A 20,378-nucleotide genomic window follows, 5' to 3' on the forward strand; every position below is an offset into this window, starting at 1 on the left:
TCGAGTCTATTGTTCATTTGCATTAGTTTTTATCATTGCCTTTTCCGTTGCCATTGCCCTTATTTCCCTGGTGATTAGACTTCTTTTCTACTTTCTTGTCCTGCTTTGCCTGTTGTTTTTCTTCTTTCTTTTGCTGTTTAGCTTCCTTGCGCTCTTGTTTTTCAGCAGCTTTTTCTGCTTTACGCTCTTGTTTAGCTTTTTCTTTTTCAGCTTTTGGCGATACTACTGGTACTACAGTTGTGTCGTCATTTACAGGCATTGTCTCATCATCAGGTGTTTCATCAGCAGGCAAAAGATCTGGCTCTGCTATTGGTTCTAATTCTACTGGCTCAGCTGTTTGGGTATCTTCTTCTTCCTCAACAGGCTTCTCTGCATATTTATCTTCTAATTCAGCTAATTTCTTTGCCATCTTAGCGTATGTCTTGTCAATGTTCTTTTGAAGCTGTGCTCTTGCATTGTCATTGCCAACATGTTCCATAGCGGCTTTCAATGCTACGATATTCTGTCTGAGCATTCCTTCAATCTCTTCGAAAGGGTCTTCGCTTACAACTTCTTCTATCTCTGAACCTTCTTCTGCATCTTCGTCACTTGGCTCTTCAGCGATTACTTCATCTGCAGGCTCTTCGCCATCTTCAGTTAATTCTTCAGATTCTGTTTCTTCATCAGAGCTAACTCCATCTTCCGTGCCGGTTTCTTCTGAGTCAGCAACTTCCTTTGATCCTTCCTCATCTACAATTTCCTGTGAAGATTCCATGTATTCTACAGCAGCTTCGATCACTTTAAGGGCTTCTTCTTCTTTTCCCTCAGCGAATAACGCACTTGCTTCTTGAAGACGTTCTGCTGCGTATGTAGCAAGCAATTCTGCTTCTTTAGCATTATCAATTGTAAAAGCGAGCCTTATTTTCTCCAATGCAACTTTTGCAAAATAGAAGAAGTCCCCAGGAATCAAAGATGGATTCGTCTCTTCAAGCTCATCGACCTGTGTTTTTGATTCTTCAATCTCTTCCGGGCTGACATTTTGCAGTTCAACAGTCTCAACCTCAGAATTGTTCTCTTCCGCCATTGCAATTGGCGAAAATGTAAATGTTCCAGCAAGCACCAGAGCCAATGTACTCTTAGCGATTTTTTTCATCTCTTGGTTTGAAAGTTTCTTCATTCGTCATCCACCTCATAAGTTTTTGGAGCGGCCGCATTAATCACTACAAAGTTACGTTTACGCTTACTATGGTATGGGGGTTTTTTAGAAAAAAATAAAAAAGCTTCAGCCAAAACTTGACTGAAGGATTAAAATAATATGGTTATATGAGGATTTGCTAAGAATTTTAGGTTTGAAAAATATAACTGAGGCAAATATAGATGGCTCAACAGCCTATCGCATTCAATCTCAATGACCTGTTAATGGAAATGGGGGATGATAGGCAATCTGATGGACCGTTTACAACAAAGAAAGATGATCACCGCAGGCAAGTAGTGGTTTTTGTATGTAATCAGGAAACCATCAATTCTAGTTGTAATAAAGCTTAAGTAATAAACTCCTGATCAGAAACCCGGTGAGCACTCCGGGGATCACAAATAGCATTGGAAGGAAAACAGGTCCTGGAAACAAACCAAATAGTTTAACCTTTGGTGAGATCATCAAACCTACAGTTACGAAATAGGCAGAAAATACAAATGGCAAAAAGGTTATTTTTTCGTCTTCCGGCATAACGCTCCTATACGCATCCCACATGGCGAACATATATAAACATGGGTAAAACATCAGCCACTGATAGTCGATGACATACATGGCCTTTTCTGTCTCCCCAAGGAAGCTGTACATTATTCCTTTATTAAAATTACTATTCACGTTAACAAGGAACTCAAGTATGACAAAGAAGATCCCCTTAATGAGGTTTCCATTCAGCAGCTGGGCAAACCCTGGAAGTGCGATGCTCCACATTACCGCTTCTAGTTTGGTTAATTTCTTTTTTATCGCCACGTTATGTTTCATCCTTTAGTCATATTATTGGTGCTATTATGAATGCTGATGTTTCCAAGGTGTAAAAGGACAACTTAGAAATCCGCGCTTCCATCATCTTGTGCATCTTGCTACTTGTTTTATATTGTCCAAATTGCTCTTCGAATTATCATTTTCCCAGTTATTTGTTAAATTTATTTCGCAATCCAATACCAACACAGAAACTAAACTTTTGGAGAAGTTAACCTGACTTCTCCTATGTTAAACTTCAAAAACATAAATAAAGCCGCCCCTAAAATCGGGACGGCTGAAAATTATTTGTTGCGTTTTAAAAGGGCAATATAGTTTTTAGCAAAATTAAGCCAATCTCTTTTGTCGGCAAAATAGCTTTTGAATAAATTCAGGAACAAAGGATATTTGCCTTTATAGGGGTACCATTGAATTTCCGAGTTCATGAAACCCATGTCTTCCATGATTGCTTTTTCATGACAAAAGATTCTCAATCCGGCCTCCGAATGGTATCTGCCAATGCCGCTTTCCTTGGTTCCTCCAAAAGGAAGGCCATGGTTTGCCACAGTAATGATTACATCATTGATGACGACAGCTCCAGACACCAGTCTGGATGCGACACGGCGAGCCTTGGCTTTATCACTGGTCCAGACACTGGCATTCAGGCCAAACACGGTTCCATTGGCATAGTCAATCGCTTCTTCTTCCGTATCAAAAGGGACAACCGGAAGCAACGGACCGAAAGATTCTTCCTGGATGACCTTCATATCTTGCTTCACTTCAGTAATGACTGTCAGCGGGAGGAACATGCCTCCCTCCCAATCAGAAGGCTTCAGCCCAGTCTCCAATTTCGCCCCCCTTTCAACCGCTTCGTCCAGTTGAGCCTTCACCACTTCTTTCTGGCCTGGAAAAGTCATAGACCCGACATCAGAATCTAGATCTGTGCCCTGCTGAAGTGAATTAACTTCTTTTTTCAACTTTTCGAGAAACTTGCCATATATAGACTTTTGCACATATAATCGCTCAGCACTCATGCAAACCTGGCCGCTGTTTGTAAAAGCACCCCAGGCAGCTGCTTTCACGGCCCTGTCTAGGTTAGCATCTTCAAATACGATCATCGGGTCCTTGCCGCCAAGCTCAAGAGTTGTTGGGATTAAATCCTTCGCAGCCTGCTGCTGGATGATTTTTCCTGTACGAACAGAGCCTGTAAAAAAGATATAGTCTGGTTTGCCCGCAGTAAAAGCAGCACCTACCTCTTTGCCGCCATGAGCAACCTGAACTGCTCCTTCAAGAAAGCCTGAACGACGAAACAAGTCCTCTATGCATTTTCCAACAAGCGGAGTAACTTCTGAAGGTTTTAAAATGACAGAATTGCCTCCAGCCAGGGCGCTGATCATCGGAACCATCGCCAGCTGCAATGGGTAATTCCAGGGAGATATTACCAGCACCACACCACGGGGCATATATTCTATAAATGACTTTTTGCCAATTAGCAATAAAGGTGTTTTCACTCTCTTTCTGCTGAGAACTTTTTCAGCATGCCTGATAATATGGTCGATTGCGTCAAGTGTCGGCATAATATCGGCCACAATTGACTCGGTCAACACCTTGCCTGTATCATCAGAAATGATTTTGGCAATCTGGTCCATTTCATCAACCATCAGCTGCTTCAGGTTCCTTAAATATTGGGTCCGTTCAGAAATCGTAAGGCCGCTCCAATTTCCAAAGCCCTCCTTCGCCTTCTGGTAAAAAAACGGAACTTCATGGACAGGCGTCTCTTCAATTTCGGCAATAATCTTTCCTGTCGCTGGTGCCACAACAGACATCTTTCGTACTTCTTCAACTGAATGCACGTTCATTCACCTGCCAAAAAAAATAGAGTTTTTACACTATGTTGATTTGATATTGAGGGTTATGTTTGTTTTCTCGATAAAAGTTCGCCATTGCGGCAATCCCTTCCTTGAAGTCCGGGCATTTGATTCCGGAATCCTTCAGGTCGTCCTGTGCCTGGGTTGAGTCGAAATTGCCCCTCCATGTAAAATAGTCAAGCGCTTCTTTTTCGACTCCCAGATACCTCCTGAGCACCCGGAAGTTGAGACCTCCCTTTGCCAGTGCCAATGGTACAGAACCTTTTGGCTGCTTCTTCAATAATTCGAACATCATCATTTCATAAAGCTCAGAGACCTTATATGGTTTAGGGTCTGTAAGATGATAGGTTTTCCCTGCTCCTTTATCGGAAAATGTCAAATAGGTTGTCGCCTCAATAATATAATCCACGGGTACAAGATTGACAACAGTATCGCCTCTGCCGAGCTTTGGCAAGAATGGCATGAAGCTAAGGCGATCGATAAAATTCATGATAAAATACGGCCCATCAAACTTGATGGTCTCACCTGTTGTTGAATGGCCCTTAACAATCCCTGGCCGGATGATCGTGACCGGAATTTCAGATTTCAATGCATCTACAAGCACTTCTGCTTCATATTTTGTCTCTTCATAATAGTTTTTGAAACCAGGTGGCCTAATTAATTCATCCTCGTAGAGTATACCTTCCCGTTTGCCAGCAACAAAAGCGGTGCTGAAGTACGTATATCGCTTGATATTTTTCAATGTCTTCGCCCAATCATTTACGTTCCTTGTTCCATCTACATTCACACGATAGGCAATTTCCTTCGGGACCGCGAGATCGTAAATTGCTGCCAGGTGGAACACATGTGTTACTTCTAACTCGAGTTGAGCTTGTTTGTCTGGGTCAATAGCCAGGCCAGAAGCCGTGATGTCCCCTTCGATAATCTCAAACTGACTTTCAGACAGGCTAAAATCCCGAATAATTGCCGTTCTCTCAATCAATGCCTTATCAACCATATTTGGCAGTACTAAAACATAAAATTTTCCTTTGCCATCATTTTGACGCAAAATTTCTCGAATCAATTGATTACTGATGAATCCAGGAAATCCTGTAAAAAAGTAACCGTACTTCATGAGTATCCTCCTCAACGTTCATTAGCTATATTTTAACGATAAGCACTGGCATCCGCAATGACTTTGCTGACTATTCTGAAAAATACGACGGTTAACGGGGTCAGCCTATCTAGGAAGCTCCCCAGTTTATCGTAGAGTTCTCTCCCTCATGTGAAATAGATATGGTGATCCACAACCAAATTATTTTTAGTTTTTTGTACAATAAAAAGATGCCTGACTAATAGCTGCCAGGCATCTTTGATTATCTTCTTCTTCTATAATCTTGATTTGAATCTTCTTCTTCTTTAACGAGTTGAAGGAGCTCTTCTAACATACCGGCCATTTCTTCTTTAGTGTATTTTCCCCTTTGGAAGGTGGCCGGCCTCTCTTCCGTTCCCGATTCATAATCTGATTCAGTATGTTCTTTCAGCAGATAGGCAGGGACGAGGTGCCCATCCGGGGTAGCATACATTTTATTTCTTCTCCGATAATCCTTGTCAAAGAAACTATAGACTACCGGAATGACAAACAGGGTTAGGAAGGTACTGCTGATCAAGCCGCCAATGACGGTGATTCCCATTGGCTGATTGATTTCAGTCCCTTCTCCGACGCCGAGCGCAAGCGGGAGAAGCCCAAGAATCGTCGTCAGCGCCGTCATCAGGATAGGACGTGCCCTATCTTTTACCGACAGGACAATGGCTTCGTGCGGTATCAAACCACGTTCTTTCTTCTGATTGATATAGTCGACGATTACAATTGCATTATTAACCACGATACCTGCAAGCACAATGATTCCGATAACCACCGTCAAGCTCACTGGTGTTCTCGTTGCCGTCAGCGCCAGTGCGACACCAATGACCATCAGCGGAACCGTGAACATGATGACAAATGGATACTTCAATGACTCGAACTGGGCAGCCATAACGAGATAGATCAGGATTATAGCCAGAACGAAAGCCAGTACAAGATCATCTATTGATGATTCGAGCAGTTCTCTGTCCCCGCTGAATACGACTTCTGTTTCTTCTGGTAAATCAAGCTCGTCTATCTTCTCGTCCACCTTCTTGGATATATCACCAAGATTCGTTGAGGATTTGTATTTCATCGTGAATTCAACTGCACCCTGTTGATTGATCCGCTGAACTTTTACAGGACCGCTGCCAGTTTCAATATTTGCAACCTGGCCGAGAGTGACATAGTTACCATCTGGCTTCTTGATCAACAACTGTTTCAGCTGATCGATATTCCTGGTTACTTCACTATCATACTCTACATACACACCAAGAATTTCACCATCTTCTCCAGGCATTTGTGTCGCCATATCCCCCCGGGTTACGTTATTGACAATCATGGCAATTTGCGCTGGTGCGAGTCCCTGTGCCAGTGCCTTTTCCCTATCCACAGTAATCTGGATTTCCTCGACTGTGTCATTCTGGCTTGTAGTGAGCTCATTGACATCATCAAGTTCTCTCAAGGAATCATAAATTCGTTCGACTGACTCATTCAGTCGTTCTTTACTGGAATCGCGAACATTGAAGGTCAGGGTATTTGGAGCGGACCCGGAAGTGGACTGCATATTAAAACTCAGTTCAGCACTGCTGTTTGCATTCTCCGCAGCCTGTTCCAGCCCTTTTTTAACATCATCGACAAACTGGAAGGTACTGATTTCCCGATCTTCAAGCTCATCCATCTTTACATACAGCTCACCGACATTTGCATTAGTAGTACCTCTGAATGAAGCCTCTTGAGTCGTGCCTGCCAAACTCACATATACATCGACATCTTCTTCATCCTTCAATTTATCTTCAAGTGCAGCCATGACTTTTTGAGTTTCGGAAAGAGCCGCTCCATTTTCAAGATTCACCCTTATGCTGAAGAACCCTTCATCCGTAGGAGGAATAAACTGGGTACCAACAGTTGTCACCCCATAACCGCCTCCGGCAAGCATCAGTAAAGTTACCAAAATGACGATGAATCGATGGCGAAGCGCCCATCTGATCGACTTTTCCAACCCTCTCATTGAGCCTGAACGCTGTCTTCTCGCTTCAAGATTTTTCTTGGGAGCCTTCAACAGCCTGCTTGCCAGCATTGGCACAACAGTCAACGCAACCACCAACGATGCAAACAAGCTGAATGAAATCGTCAATGCGAACTCAGTGAACAGTTCTCCGATGATGCCTGAAATGAATACAACTGGCAAAAATACTGCTACAGTCGTCAAAGTTGATGCAGTAATGGCAGCTCCTACTTCCTTAGCTCCATCCCTTGCCGCTGTTTTAGGACCCTTGCCCATTGAAAGATGGCGGTATATATTCTCGATGACGACGATGGCATTATCAACGAGCATCCCTATTCCAAGTGCAAGCCCTCCAAGCGTCATGATATTCAAAGTAAAATCTGCAAAGAACATCAATACGAAGGTGAAGATAACGGAATACGGAATAGCAATGCCGATGATAAGCGGACTCTTCACATTTCTAAGGAAGAAAAACAGGACAGCCATCGCAAGCAATCCCCCGACTATCAGGGAATTGGAAATATTGCCGATCGCCATTTTAATATAATCACCCTGGTCAAAGAGTACCTCCGACTCTATCCCGGAGTATTTATCCCTTTCAAGCAAGGTCTCCAACTCTTTTAGAAAAGCTTCAGAAACTTCTGCAGTATTGGCATCGGATTGCTGCAGGACACTCAGCAGGACGGATGGAGACTGGTTCGTCCTTGTGATTGTATTATCATCCTGTTTCTTCAGTTCAACTTTTCCGACATCCTCCAATTTGATCTTTTGCTTTGTTACGGGATTATTAAATACTGTCAGGTTCTTTAATGTATCTAAAGAATCCAGGTTACTGATGATTCTTGTCGTCAGTTCTTTGCCGTCTGTCAAAATCGTATCACCAGGCATTGATACATCGTTAGCCCTGATCAGGTCCACAATATCAGACTGGCTTAGTTTATAGTTTCTAAGTTTATCCTGGTCGAGCTCCACCCTTACTTCACGTACTGAGGTACCGGATAAATTGACGCTTGCGACTCCGTCTACCTTGGTTAGCTCCAGTTCTAGCTCTTCCGCCAGCTCCCTCAGCGCAGTTTCATCCTGGTCAGAGCTTAAAGATAGCTGGATGACTGGAAATTGAGACGGATCGAACTTCATGAATCTCGGTTTATTGGCGTCGTCAGGGATAGGGGTCATGTCCAGCCTTTGGATCACCTCATCCTGGATATCATCAATATTGGTTGTCCAGGAAAACTGCATCAGGATCAGGTTGGCGCCCTCTTGTGACGTCGACGTCATTGTCTTGATTCCCGGCAGCGTAGCCAAATTCGCTTCAAGTGGCTTCGTCACCTTTTCAACGACTTCCTCTGGACTTGCTCCCTGGTAATTGGTGACAACTACCCCAACAGGAGGATTTATATCTGGAATCAGTTTCAAAGGAATCCTCATCAATGAAACAACCCCTAGGATCAGGACCAGGAACATGGTCACTAATGTAAAAACAGGCCTTCTGATCGAAAAATTGCTGATTTTCATAAGAAAACTCCTTTCGCCGAAAAACACGGTGACTGACCGGACGGTTATTATTCTACCAACCTAAATATAGTGAAGCACACAGGATAATTCAACTATCCTGCTGCAATTTAAAAGGACATTTTTTAACCCTTGCATCCCGTAAGCATACCTTTCATTTTATATGAAACAAATGATAATTGAAACTTTTAGGCGTTTCAACTTCCATTCGTATTAGTCACGGGATACTGCGCCCGAACTAAGAGTTTTTTTAGACTACGGGCACATAATCGACGTCTATGTGACCCGTTTCCTCCGTTTATCCAGGTTTCGGTCACATATTTGAGTTTTATCTTCCCAAATCTTACGTTCACCCGAGTTTCGGGCACATATTTGAGTTTTATGTTCCCCAAATCTTCCGTTCACCCGAGTTTCGAGCACATAGTAAGTATTAGTAAATAAATAAAAAAAGCGGCAGCCTATGCCACCGCATTTTTCCTTGATTTTGATAAGGTTATTCCAGTAAATCCTGCTGCCAGTGTCAATACCGGTGACAGCAGACAAAAGAACGCAAATGGCACATAATCCATCGTGCTGACTCCAAGGACGCTGCTAAGGAAAACGCCGCACACACTCCAGGGAACAAGTGGATTGAGTACTGTCCCGGCATCTTCAAGGACACGCGAAAGATTTTTTGGATGCAAGCCGGCTTTTTCAAAATGGCCTGCAAAAGTATTGCCTGTTATAAGGATCGATAGATATTGCTCACCAATCAAAAAGTTGATCCCGATTGCAGATAAAGCTGTTGATCCTACAAGGACAGGTACCTTTTCCAGACTGCCCTCAAGCCCTCGCAATAGAGCAGGAAGAACACCAAGCTTGAACAGCAATCCGCCCATGCTTAAAGCAAGAAGGACAAGCGATACTGAAAAGAACATACTTTCAAGGCCTCCGCGAGTCAGTAAGGAATCCAGCTGCTTGTTTCCGCTCTCAGATACATAGCCGGAATATAAAATTCCCGGGAGTGTTCCCCATTCCTTTTGCGGGACAACCATCATGCTAATTATCATCGCTGACAGCGTTCCTGCTCCTAGTGTCAAAATGGAAGATACTTTTTTCACTGCAAGTGTCGCAATGATCGCCAGAGGAATAAGGGAGTACCAGTGTACTAGATTCATCCCCTTAAGAGTGTGCTGCAAGCTCCCAAGTTTTGTAAAGTCGGCAGAACTCAGTTCGGGCGACAAGACGGCAAACATAACAAGTGAAATAAAGAATGCAGGTACCGTTGTCCAGGACATATTTTTAATATGCTCAAATAGGTCTACTTTTACAGTAGAAGACGCCAGGACTGTTGTATCAGAGAGCGGTGACATTTTATCGCCAAGGAACGCGCCTGAAACTACCGCCCCGGCCGTGATTGCCAATGAGAATCCAAGCGTTTCACTGACCGCGATGAACGCAACACCGATTACAGCGGAGGTTGTCAGTGAACTGCCTATGCTTAATCCAACAACAGATGTAACAATAAAGACTATCGCATAAAACCACTTTCCAGTTACTAAATCAAACGCGAAAAAAATCAGGGTAGGAATGGTCCCGGCAGCAATCCAGCTGCTGACCAGCATTCCAATAAAGAAAAAAATCAGTACCGCACCAAGGCCTGCCTTGGCACCTTCAACCATACTTTGTTCAAGATCAGCCATCTTGATTTTTTTCAACAACCCATAAATGATCAATGACCCGATCCCGATGAGGACCGGAATGTGTGGCATTAGTTCAAGTTTTATCATGCCATAACCGATTCCCGTCAAAAGCAATAATATAACTGCTGCAGCTTCAGAAGTTTTCAACGTGATTGATTGACTTTGGTTTAACATGATGATTCCCCCAATTAGTAGTAAAATACAAAAAAGCTCCTGTGCGTCTAGGGACGAAGGAGCTCCGCGGTACCACCCTAATTGGCAAATATTAATATCTGCCCACTTCATTAACAGTGCCTTCCTGTGACAGTTGTATTTCAAATCATCCATTGCCTGAATTTTCAGCAACCATCCAGTTTCTTTTTGCTGCTCATGGGGATTCTACTAGTTTCTGCCGGCACCTATTATTCAACTTTTACACTTAAACGCTTTTATGCATAAAAGCGTTATAGAATAATATTAATATAGTATCTGTGCTGAAAAATGTCAAGAGAAAATACTTTTTAAATTGAAATTGTTATGTCTTGGCTTTCTAAAAGCACCTTAAGTATCATCTGATGAAAATCTTTCGGAAAACCAGGTCCCTATAAAAGAGCCGGCATTCATCAATGCCGGCTCAACTTATTATGATGCATCCATCGGATTATAAAGTTTTACTTCTGGATTCTTGTCCTGGAACCATCTTAAGGCAAATTCATTCTCGAATAAGAATACTTTTTTGCCATAACGGTCAGTGACAAGCAGACTTCTGGAACTGGACAGGTTTTCGTTTACATCGTCGCCTTCGATCCAGCGGGCAATCTTGGAACCCTGTCTTTCCATCAGGACCTCTACATTATATTCATTGCGCATCCTTGCCTCGAAAACTTCGAATTGGAGCTGACCGACAGCCCCAAGAAGATATTCTTCCGTCTTCAATGTCTTGAATAGCTGGATGGCTCCCTCCTGGACAAGCTGCTGGATTCCTTTATGGAAGTGCTTCTGTTTCATTACGTTCTTTGCAGATACCCTGACGAAAAGTTCAGGGGTGAATTGTGGAAGCTTTTCATACAGGTAGCCTTCCTTGCCAGAAACAATTGTATCGCCAATCTGGTATGTGCCCGGGTCGTAAAGCCCGATGATGTCACCTGCTACAGCTTCTTCTACTGTACTCCGATCATCAGCCATGAACTGAGTTGATTGAGCAAGTTTCATCGCTTTTCCTGTACGGCTAAGCTGAACGGTCATGCCTCTCTCAAATTTGCCTGAGCAGATGCGGAGGAAGGCAATTCGGTCACGGTGAGCCGGGTTCATGTTTGCCTGGATTTTAAAGATAAAACCAGAAAACTCCTCTGATTGCGGATCAATTTCTCCTGCTGTCGAATTCCTCGGCTGTGGTTCAGGGGCAAATTGCAGATAGGAATCAAGGAATGTCTGTACACCAAAAGTCGTCAAGGCGCTTCCAAAAAATACAGGTGTCAATGTACCATCGGTAATCCGTTCTTTTGAAAATTCATTTCCCGCTTCATCCAACAGCATGATTTCTTCTAAAGTCTGGTCGTATAATGACGATTCCTTCAAAGAATGCTCGCCGTCGATTTCTCCTTCTTCGTTCAATGGCACAAAGCGTTTGTCCTCATCTACACGGAACTGCTCAATCCGATTATTGAAACGGTCATAGATTCCAAGGAACTCCTTGCCCATGCCGATCGGCCAGTTCATCGGATATGACTCAATTCCAAGCACCTCTTCAAGTTCTGCTAAAAGCTCCAGTGGGGCTTTCCCCTGGCGGTCTAGCTTGTTGATGAATGTGAAAATCGGAATCCCTCTCATGCGGCAAACCTTGAAAAGCTTTAGAGTCTGGTCCTCGATACCCTTTGCTGAGTCTATGATCATCACGGCACTGTCGACCGCAGTTAACGTTCTATACGTGTCCTCAGAGAAATCCTGGTGGCCTGGTGTGTCAAGAATGTTCACCTTGAAGCCATCATAATCGAATTGCATAACACTTGAGGTAACGGAGATTCCACGCTGCTTCTCGATTTCCATCCAGTCACTCGTCGCAAATTTTCCTGTCTTCTTCGCTTTTACCGTACCAGCATCACGGATTGCGCCCCCGAACAGCAACAACTTTTCCGTAAGGGTCGTTTTCCCGGCATCCGGGTGGGAAATAATCGCAAATGTTCTTCGCGATTGTACTTCATCTTTTAATTTTTTCATCATTACATATTTCCTTTCTCTTTAAAGGCAAAATTCCTCATAGAAAAGCGCAAGCGCCTTGGTCAGCCCCGACAAGCGATGCCCGCCTAAAACGCCACATCGTGTGGCAGGCGGGTTTGCACGTCCTGTGCTTATAGGGCCGACCAGTGAAGTCGCTCTTTGACTTCATTGGGCGGACCGAAACGTCTCGAGGGGCTAGGCGCTGGAGCTGGACAATTCTCGAAGTGAAACTTTTAATCCTATTATTTAATCTTATCTTTCTGGCGGTAAGTTTGCAATCCTGCAATGCATATCTAAGCTTTTAAAAATTTTCCTTTAAGGATTATAATGAACCTCAGGAGGTGCAGCATGGATTCAATTACGCATACACTTTTCGGTTTAGCCTTATACGGCGCCGTTGATAAAAAACATATGGAAAAATCTCAAAAGCGTGCTTATTTACTCACCGCAGTCGGCGCAAGCCAGATCCCGGACATCGATGTCATCTCACAACTCTGGGATAATGAAGGACTTTACCAGATGTGGCACCGAGGCATCACCCATTCAATTTTCCTGACGCCATTATGGGCTGCTCTATTTATTTTACTATCATTCCTTCTCTTTAGAGTAAAAGATGCAAAACTATTTTTCCTTGGCTGGCTTGCGGTCATCATCCATAACACGAGTGATTTATTCAATGCCTGGGGAACTGGCTATCTCGAGCCATTTTCCAATATTAGAATCACATTTGGGACAATCCCCATCATTGATTTCGTCTTCTGGCTGATCCTCGGAACAGCATTTATTGCGTCAAAGTTCAATAAGGTAAAAAGTCCATCCTATTTTAAACTTGCATGGGTGTTCATTGCTCTGCATATCATTGTCCAGAGTGTCCAAGGCTGGTTACTCTACAATCAATATGAGGACAATTATGATCAAATCGCTCTTTCAGCAGGCTTCATTCCATGGACATTTACGGTAATCGCCAAAAATGAAGGTGAAGTTAATATTTATCAGGATAATCTTTTCACAGAAAGAAAGCTTCAATATGAGCTTACTTCTGCTGAAAACGCTGATCTCAATGCTTTATTCGCTGAGAAACCTGAGGCCAAGACGCTTACTGAATGGTCCCCATTTGTTGTGATTGTCGACGATGGAGATAGATTAGGAGTGTACGATCCACGCTTTTACCGAAACGGACAATCCTTCCTGTTTGAATATATTGAAAAAACCCAATAAAAAAAGAAAAGCGCAAGCGCCTCGTTCAGCCCCGACAAGCGCTGGACAATTGGTTTATGACCATACAGCAAAAAGAGCAGCCAGTAGTTTATCTGGCTGCTCTTTCTATATACATTTACAATTTCGTTGATATATCATCCATCATTTCATCTATAGTAACAGTAACTTCATTCGTTTTCCTCGCCACAGCAATGGTGAATTCCAATAACTCTTTATATTTTTCTACCGGAATCACTGAATTCGTCTTCTCGTATTCATTCACTTTAAGACCGAGATTTTGCAGGATCATGATTGCCTCTTCTACAGATCCTCTTTCAACATCAAACATTCTGATTCCCCCTATTTCTCTGGTTGAATTCCATTATGAGGGAGTTAAACCTATTTTTAAATGGTAAAAATTTCATTTATAACCAATCGAACTATAAAAAATAGGTTATTAGTCGGCGTTTTTCCTAATTCAGCTATTAAAACAATAAATAAATAGATTTTTCGGGTGAAATCACCACTTTAGAACTAAATCTTTTTCCCTTGAATATGTCTATATATTCCATCTTTTATTCAAATTATTGGATAAATTCGGTAACCTTCCGAATGAATTCCTCACCTGAAATTAATCTGCCTCCACCCTGTACAATCGTTTCGTTTCCTCCACCCTTGCCGTCAATGATGGATAGTGCTTGTTTGGACCATTCCTTTAAATTGCCTTCTGCATTCTTCCCTTTAGCAAAGACGAATTGCAGCTTTTCCTCATTTTCAGACGCAAGCAAGATAATCTTGTCTTCTGCATCCGAAACCAGCATCCTGGCTAGATTTTGAAGTTCCTGAATGTTCTTGTTTTGGAAGACGCGGCTGATGATGGACTCTTTTCCTGCCCCGATCATATCGGCTGCTTCATATTTTAATAATCGGTCCTTCATTTCATCAATGGCTTTCTCAAGCTCTTTCTTTTGGCCAAGAAGTCTATTTACTGCTGCACCCATATCCTGTTCTGGTGCATTCAGCAGGGCTGTGAGCTCCTTGATGACTTCATGCTTTTGGCCGAGCTTGTCCAGTACCCTTTGGCCGCAAACAAACTCGACGCGGACCAATTTCTTTTGCCTTTCCCACCCAAGGATTTTCAGCGAGCCAACTTCTGCAGTGCTTTTTGGATGAGTGCCGCCGCATCCATTGTAGTCAAAGTCGGGTATTATGACGAGCCTGACGTTATTCGATACAGATAGCTGTTTCCTGAGCCTGTATTCCTTCAATTCCTCTGTACCAACCCATTTTGTATGAATTGGTCGGTTTTCAATGATTACCTGGTTAGCGAGCTCCTCCACCTTTTCAGCCTCAACAGCACCCAGAGTTTCTATGTCCAAGTCGATTGTCAGTGTATCTTTCCCAAGATGGAAGCTGACCGTTTTGTATCCATACAGCTCCTCAAACGCAGCCGAAAGAATATGCTGCCCAGCGTGCTGCTGCATATGGTCAAATCGGCGGTCCCAGTCAATTGCCCCTTCAATACGATTTCCATCCTTCAGTTCTTCCTTTATGTAATGGCGAATTTCACCGCCAACCTCCTCAACATTCACTACTTCTATGCCGTTAAGAATTCCTAAGTCGGATGGCTGTCCGCCTCCTGTCGGATAAAAAGCTGTCTGTGAAAGGATTACATAATTCCTCCCAGCTTCATCTTCCTTTTGCGTAATCAGTTCCGCAGAGAATTTTTTTAAGTAGGCATCGTGATAATACAATTTATTTTCCATGGATTTCTTCACGCTCCGATTCGTAAATATGCTAAACAGTATAGCATTTTTTTCAGCAAGCAGTCCTATCGGTATTCTGATCACCAAAACCTACATAAAAACAGCTCCCTATTCCGGAAGCTGTCGCTGTATTACTATATCGTACCTAAGGCCTGCTCTGCCTTGTTGATCAATATCTTTCCTTCTTCTACAAGTCCTTTTGGGAATGGAGCATCCTTATCAGCGGGAGATTTAAATTGGTCAAAAGAACCGGTCAGTGCTCCAATGTTCCCCTCCTCATCGACATCTGTCTGGAATTGATGATCAAGCAGGAATGGAGTCCCGATCTGGACGAAGGTGCCATCATTATCCAATGGACCTCCAGTCGACTTGAATGGAATGCGCACGTACTGGCGATCACCATGGTCATCGTTCATCTTGTAATCAATATATGCATGGTCATATTCCCACTGACCATTGACATTGAAGCCAAGCGGGCCAAGTTTTTGCTTCAGTTCACCCACAGTAAGCTTTTTGCCGTCTATATTGGATTGTATCGGGATCATACTGCAAACCTCATTTCGTAATGGATTGGTATATTAGCTTTTTCCACCCCGAAAAGGTCATCAAACATTCAGCAGCACACTGGTAAAAATATTATAGGTATTTTTAATGATAATCACTAAATCACTACTATATCGTTAATCACCACTACTTTTTGTAAAAATATAAAAAAAAAAAGCGAAGACCCTTATAAGGCCTCCACTTTTACTATTTCGTTAAATGATATACGATCGATTCGTATGGACGGAGATTGATTACTGATATATCTGCAGATGAATCTTCATAATTGGAAAGCAGGACTTTAGCTTGATAGCCCTCAGCTTCAACGGAGTCTGGCAATTCAAACACAGTGTCTTTTCCATAAAAATTATTGACGACAAGCAGTTTTTCATCCTGTCTGTTCCTTACATATGCAAATATTTCAGGATCTTCTTCATGGATGAGCTGGTAATCGCCATAGGTGATGATGTCATATTGTTTTCTCAGCTGGATCAGTTTTTTATAATGATAGAACACTGAATTTTTATCAGCAAGCGCGTTTTCAACATTTACGGTCTGAAAATTCCTGGCAACATCAATCCATGGAGTCCCGTTTGTAAAACCTGCATGCTTTTCTGCATTCCACTGGACAGGCGTTCTGGAATTATCACGTGACTTGCTCTGCAGAATCTTCAGGATTTCCTCCTCGTCCATGCCTTCTTCCAATTTGATATTATAAATATTCAGGGATTCAACATCTCGATAGTCCTCAATTCTTTTAAAATAAGGATTGGTCATGCCTATTTCTTCGCCTTGGTATATATATGGCGTTCCCTGCATCATATGGACTGCAGTACCCAGCATCTTTGCTGATTCCAGGTGGTATTCACCATCATTTCCATATCGCGAGACGACTCTTGGCTGGTCATGGTTACACCAGAACAATGCATTCCATCCGCCGCCTTTATGCATCTCAGCCTGCCACAAAGATAAAATCCGTTTAAGGGCAAGAAAATCAAAATCTGCAAGGGTCCACTTGTCACCATTTTCATAGTCAACCTTCAAATGATGGAAGTTAAACGTCATACTTAATTCGTTCCGCTCAGGGTTCGAGTATTTGATGCAATTTTCGATTGTAGTAGAAGACATTTCCCCAACCGTCATGCTGTCATATTTGGAAAGAACCTCAGAGTTCATTTCATGCAAATACTCATGAACTTTCGGGCCATCAGTGTAAAATTTCCGGCCATCACCCGGCGGTATCGAGCCATCATCATCAGGGAAATCCTGATCCTTTGAAATAAGGTTTATAACATCAAGCCTGAAGCCATCGATTCCTTTCTTGAACCAATAATGCATCATTTCATATACATCATTGCGGAGCTGTTCATTTTCCCAGTTCAAGTCGGCCTGCGTCACATCGAACAAATGAAGGTAGTATTGTCCTGTAGACTCGTCATATTCCCATGCATTCCCGCCAAATTTGGATTCCCAATTAGTCGGAGCACTTCCGTCTTCCTTAGGGTCTTTCCATATATAATAGTTTCGGTAACGGCTATCCTTGGATTTAAGGGCATCCTGGAACCACTCATGCTCAGTTGATGAGTGGTTCACGACTAAATCCATGATTACCTTGATGCCGCGTGAATGAGCTTCCTCAAGCAAACGGTCGAAGTCTTCCATTGTTCCGTATTCTTCATATATCTGATAATAATTTCTAATATCGTACCCATTATCTCTCTGCGGTGAATCATAAACAGGCGTCAGCCATATTACGTCCACTCCAAGTTCCTTCAAATAGTCCAGCTTGGCGATAATCCCTGGCAGGTCGCCTGTTCCATTGCCGGTTGTGTCATAAAAACTCTTTGGATAGATTTGATAGACAACCGACTTTTTCCACCATGGTTCAGTCATGATAAAATATCCACCTCCAACAGGATTTACTCTCTAGTTGCGATTATGCTTCTTTTTTCTTTCTTGTTTTAGCCATTATGAAAGTCAGTACGAATGGTACGACAAGCGCGATTCCCATCCCGATGAAGAATATTCCCCAAAACTCATTGAAAATGGATAGGAAAGCCGGCAGGCCGCCAACACCAATTGATGGTGCCATGACTCCACGGAGTGTAATAACAATTCCGGCAATTGCTGAACCGATGATCGCTGCTATAAATGGATATCTGTAGCGAAGATTCACACCGAACATTGCTGGCTCGGTTATACCCAGCCATGCTGAAATAGCGGAAGTCATAGAAAGACCCTTTAATTTTTCATTGTTTTTATCAGCAAACATCATTGCAAAAGCTGCTGATCCCTGCGCGATATTTGAAAGTGCCACCATCGGCCATAGGAAGGTACCGCCGATTGTTCCTATCAACTGTAAATCCACTGCCAGGAAGGTATGGTGCATACCTGTGATAACGAGCGGTGCATAAAGGCCACCATAGATCAATCCGCCAATAACTGGCGCTGCTTCAAAAATTCCGACAACCCCGTCAGTGATCAAGTTCCCAATTGCAAAAGTGATCGGTCCGATCAGGATGAACGATAGGAATCCTGTTACCAATAAGGCAATTGGAGCTACAGTTAACAACTGGAACGCATCGGGGATACGCTTGCGTAAGAAGATTTCCATTTTCGCAAGTACATAAGATGCTAACAATACTGGCAGTACCTGGCCCTGATAGCCCACTTTCTCGACTGTCAGTCCAAACAAATTCCATGTAGGAACTTCTTCTGCTGCCCCGTAACCCCAGGCGTTCAGCAAATCAGGATGTACAAGCATGAGTCCCAAAACAATACCAAATAGCGGGCTTCCGCCAAATTTATTTACCGCACTCCAGCCAATCAAACCTGGAAGGAACACAAAGGCGGTATTGGCAATTAGATTAATGATGCTGGCAAAATCGGCCCAGCCGGTATAAACATCAATAAATGCCTGTCCTTCGAAGAAGATGTCTTTTCCAGTCAGGATATTATTAATCCCCATCAATAATCCAGCTGTAACAATTGCCGGCAGGATTGGTATGAAAATATCAGCAAGTGTCTTGATTGCCCTTTGGAGAGGATTCAAGTTTTGTGCCGCGGCATCTTTTATTTCTTCTTTCGAAGCTTCACCAATTCCAGTAATCGCAACCATTTCTGCATACACCTTATCAACCAGACCCTGTCCAATTACAACCTGGTACTGGCCATTTGCTGAAAATGATCCTTTTACAAGATCATTATTCTCCAGCTTTTCCTTATCTACCTTACCTTCATCCTTCAAGGCAAAACGCAGCCTTGTTACACAGTGGGTGGCAGCGGCAATGTTTTCTTTGCCGCCGACAGCTTCAACAATTTGTTCAACAGCTTGTCGATCCATAGTTAACTCTCCTCCTGTTACCGTTTTCATTCACTCTAAAAAAAAGACTTTTATAAATCCAAACACTTGTATATACATGTTGTTTGCGTTTTCATTTTACTTGTATATACATGATTAGTCAACTGTTTTTATTCACCCTTTAAAATTCCCAAAAACATTGATTTCAAACAGCCATTTGCCTTATTGCAGCATTCAGGACAAAAATTTACCAGTAACCAGAGATGTTTTGTTAAAAGAAGTAGAAGGGTAAAAATAAGAGATAAGGAATTTTGCAGGAAGGGTGTTGGGAATGTTAGGCACAAAGAATCTCGAAGAAGGTTATAAAAAGTTTGAATCCAAGGCAAGAGAGTATATAAAAAAGCCAGAGAAAACGGATATTTTATTGAAGGATGCCGGTAAAAAGGCTGATGACCATAAAGGTTCCCTTGCTGAGATTTGGGACAACCTGCAGCTGCTGTTCGATTTAGTTGGAGCATGGCGCCGGGGAGAGTACCGGAAAATCCCGACAAGATCTATCGTAACCATTATCGCTTCAATCATTTACTTCGTGTCTCCCATTGATTTAGTTCCAGACTTCCTAATTGGGCTGGGAATCGTCGATGACGCGGCGGTAATCGGTTTTGTTTTAAAACAGATTACTGTTGACCTGGAAAGTTTCCGTATCTGGAAGGAAAATCATACAGCCAGCAATACCATTATTGAAGAAATCCCGTTCGAAAAGAATACGCAAGGCCTTACTTAGCCCGGAAATTCCCGGGCTGTTTTTGTTGGGAAAATTCATGTTCTCCTCCTAGGTCAAAAGTGGCCTTTTAGGGATTAAACACTTTGTCCTATTCTAAATCCATAGGCCGTTCCGTACTTTATAATTAACAGTAAATTTTTTACAAAGTTTATTGTTGCGTTATTTTTATAAAAATAAGGGGGATGAATTATGCAAAAACTGTTTCTGTTGACTTTTGTATTGCTGCTTGTTTTCTCAGGTTCTGTCATTGCCTCTTCTTCACAAAACCAAAATAGGAATGCCAGTCCCGTCGAGGATTACCAGGGTAAAACCGAAGTGAATCCAGATGGGTACACATGCTGGCAGTGTACTAAGTACGTTTATCATAATGGTTATAGAACCTGTGTATCAGGCGTGTGGCTGACAACCTGCCCAGTCATGAATTGATCACAACAAAAAAAGGATGCCGACCTC

Annotated in this window: 15 protein-coding genes; 3 read left to right on the forward strand and 12 right to left on the reverse strand. The window is 42.7% G+C overall.

Features of this window, described 5'->3' with window-relative positions:
* Positions 1-22 precede the first annotated feature (22 nt).
* The 7 genes from J7E37_RS05495 to J7E37_RS05525 all read right to left on the reverse strand — a co-directional run bounded on the left by J7E37_RS05495 (position 23) and on the right by J7E37_RS05525 (position 12,334).
* Complete coding sequence (locus J7E37_RS05495; RefSeq protein WP_215022841.1) at positions 23-1,156, reverse strand: DUF5667 domain-containing protein; 1,134 nt, start codon at positions 1,154-1,156, stop codon at positions 23-25.
* 348 nt (positions 1,157-1,504) lie between these two features.
* The gene (locus J7E37_RS05500) at positions 1,505-1,939 is read right to left on the reverse strand and encodes a hypothetical protein (protein WP_251009498.1); all 435 of its coding nucleotides are present in this window, start codon (positions 1,937-1,939) and stop codon (positions 1,505-1,507) included.
* A 332-nt stretch (positions 1,940-2,271) separates the two neighbouring features.
* On the reverse strand, positions 2,272-3,825 hold the full coding sequence (locus J7E37_RS05505; RefSeq protein ID WP_215022843.1) for an aldehyde dehydrogenase family protein: 1,554 nt from the start codon (positions 3,823-3,825) through the stop codon (positions 2,272-2,274).
* A 25-nt stretch (positions 3,826-3,850) separates the two neighbouring features.
* Positions 3,851-4,948, reverse strand: a complete 1,098-nt coding sequence (locus J7E37_RS05510) for an SDR family oxidoreductase (RefSeq protein WP_215022846.1) — start codon at positions 4,946-4,948, stop codon at positions 3,851-3,853.
* 241 nt (positions 4,949-5,189) lie between these two features.
* A complete protein-coding gene (locus J7E37_RS05515) occupies positions 5,190-8,459 on the reverse strand; it encodes an efflux RND transporter permease subunit (protein WP_215022848.1) in 3,270 nt (1,089 codons plus the stop codon).
* Between the two features lie 455 nt (positions 8,460-8,914).
* Entirely contained in the window at positions 8,915-10,312 is a 1,398-nt protein-coding gene (locus J7E37_RS05520) for a Na+/H+ antiporter NhaC family protein (protein ID WP_215022850.1), read from the reverse strand.
* Between the two features lie 447 nt (positions 10,313-10,759).
* Positions 10,760-12,334 carry a peptide chain release factor 3 gene (locus J7E37_RS05525; RefSeq protein ID WP_285290292.1) on the reverse strand — a complete coding sequence of 525 codons (1,575 nt, stop codon included), beginning with the start codon at positions 12,332-12,334 and terminating at the stop codon, positions 10,760-10,762.
* A 348-nt stretch (positions 12,335-12,682) separates the two neighbouring features.
* Here J7E37_RS05525 and J7E37_RS05530 point away from each other — a divergent pair, with 348 nt between their 5' ends.
* Entirely contained in the window at positions 12,683-13,552 is an 870-nt protein-coding gene (locus J7E37_RS05530) for a metal-dependent hydrolase (protein ID WP_214777613.1), read from the forward strand.
* A 115-nt stretch (positions 13,553-13,667) separates the two neighbouring features.
* On the opposite strand, the gene J7E37_RS05535 is transcribed toward J7E37_RS05530, so the two are convergent.
* From J7E37_RS05535 to treP, 5 genes are all read right to left on the reverse strand, one after another.
* Positions 13,668-13,880, reverse strand: coding sequence for a hypothetical protein (locus J7E37_RS05535; protein WP_215022852.1), 213 nt, complete (start codon positions 13,878-13,880; stop codon positions 13,668-13,670).
* 235 nt (positions 13,881-14,115) lie between these two features.
* Positions 14,116-15,297, reverse strand: a complete 1,182-nt coding sequence (locus tag J7E37_RS05540; protein ID WP_215022854.1) for an alanyl-tRNA editing protein — start codon at positions 15,295-15,297, stop codon at positions 14,116-14,118.
* Positions 15,298-15,431: 134 nt separating this feature from the next.
* The gene (locus tag J7E37_RS05545) at positions 15,432-15,842 is read right to left on the reverse strand and encodes a YugN family protein (protein WP_214777617.1); all 411 of its coding nucleotides are present in this window, start codon (positions 15,840-15,842) and stop codon (positions 15,432-15,434) included.
* A 205-nt stretch (positions 15,843-16,047) separates the two neighbouring features.
* Positions 16,048-17,733 carry an alpha,alpha-phosphotrehalase gene (gene treC, locus J7E37_RS05550; protein WP_215022856.1) on the reverse strand — a complete coding sequence of 562 codons (1,686 nt, stop codon included), beginning with the start codon at positions 17,731-17,733 and terminating at the stop codon, positions 16,048-16,050.
* Positions 17,734-17,776: 43 nt separating this feature from the next.
* Positions 17,777-19,183 (reverse strand): PTS system trehalose-specific EIIBC component, encoded by a 1,407-nt coding sequence (treP, locus tag J7E37_RS05555; protein ID WP_214777626.1) that lies wholly within the window; start codon positions 19,181-19,183, stop codon positions 17,777-17,779.
* A gap of 289 nt (positions 19,184-19,472) precedes the next feature.
* Here treP and J7E37_RS05560 point away from each other — a divergent pair, with 289 nt between their 5' ends.
* Both J7E37_RS05560 and J7E37_RS05565 read left to right on the forward strand, forming a co-directional pair.
* On the forward strand, positions 19,473-19,925 hold the full coding sequence (locus tag J7E37_RS05560; RefSeq protein WP_251009447.1) for a YkvA family protein: 453 nt from the start codon (positions 19,473-19,475) through the stop codon (positions 19,923-19,925).
* Positions 19,926-20,114: 189 nt separating this feature from the next.
* Positions 20,115-20,351, forward strand: coding sequence for a hypothetical protein (locus tag J7E37_RS05565; RefSeq protein ID WP_214777630.1), 237 nt, complete (start codon positions 20,115-20,117; stop codon positions 20,349-20,351).
* Positions 20,352-20,378: the final 27 nt, after the last annotated feature.

This window comes from Bacillus sp. ISL-39 (genome assembly GCF_018613295.1).
GTDB lineage: Bacteria > Bacillota > Bacilli > Bacillales > Cytobacillaceae > Mesobacillus.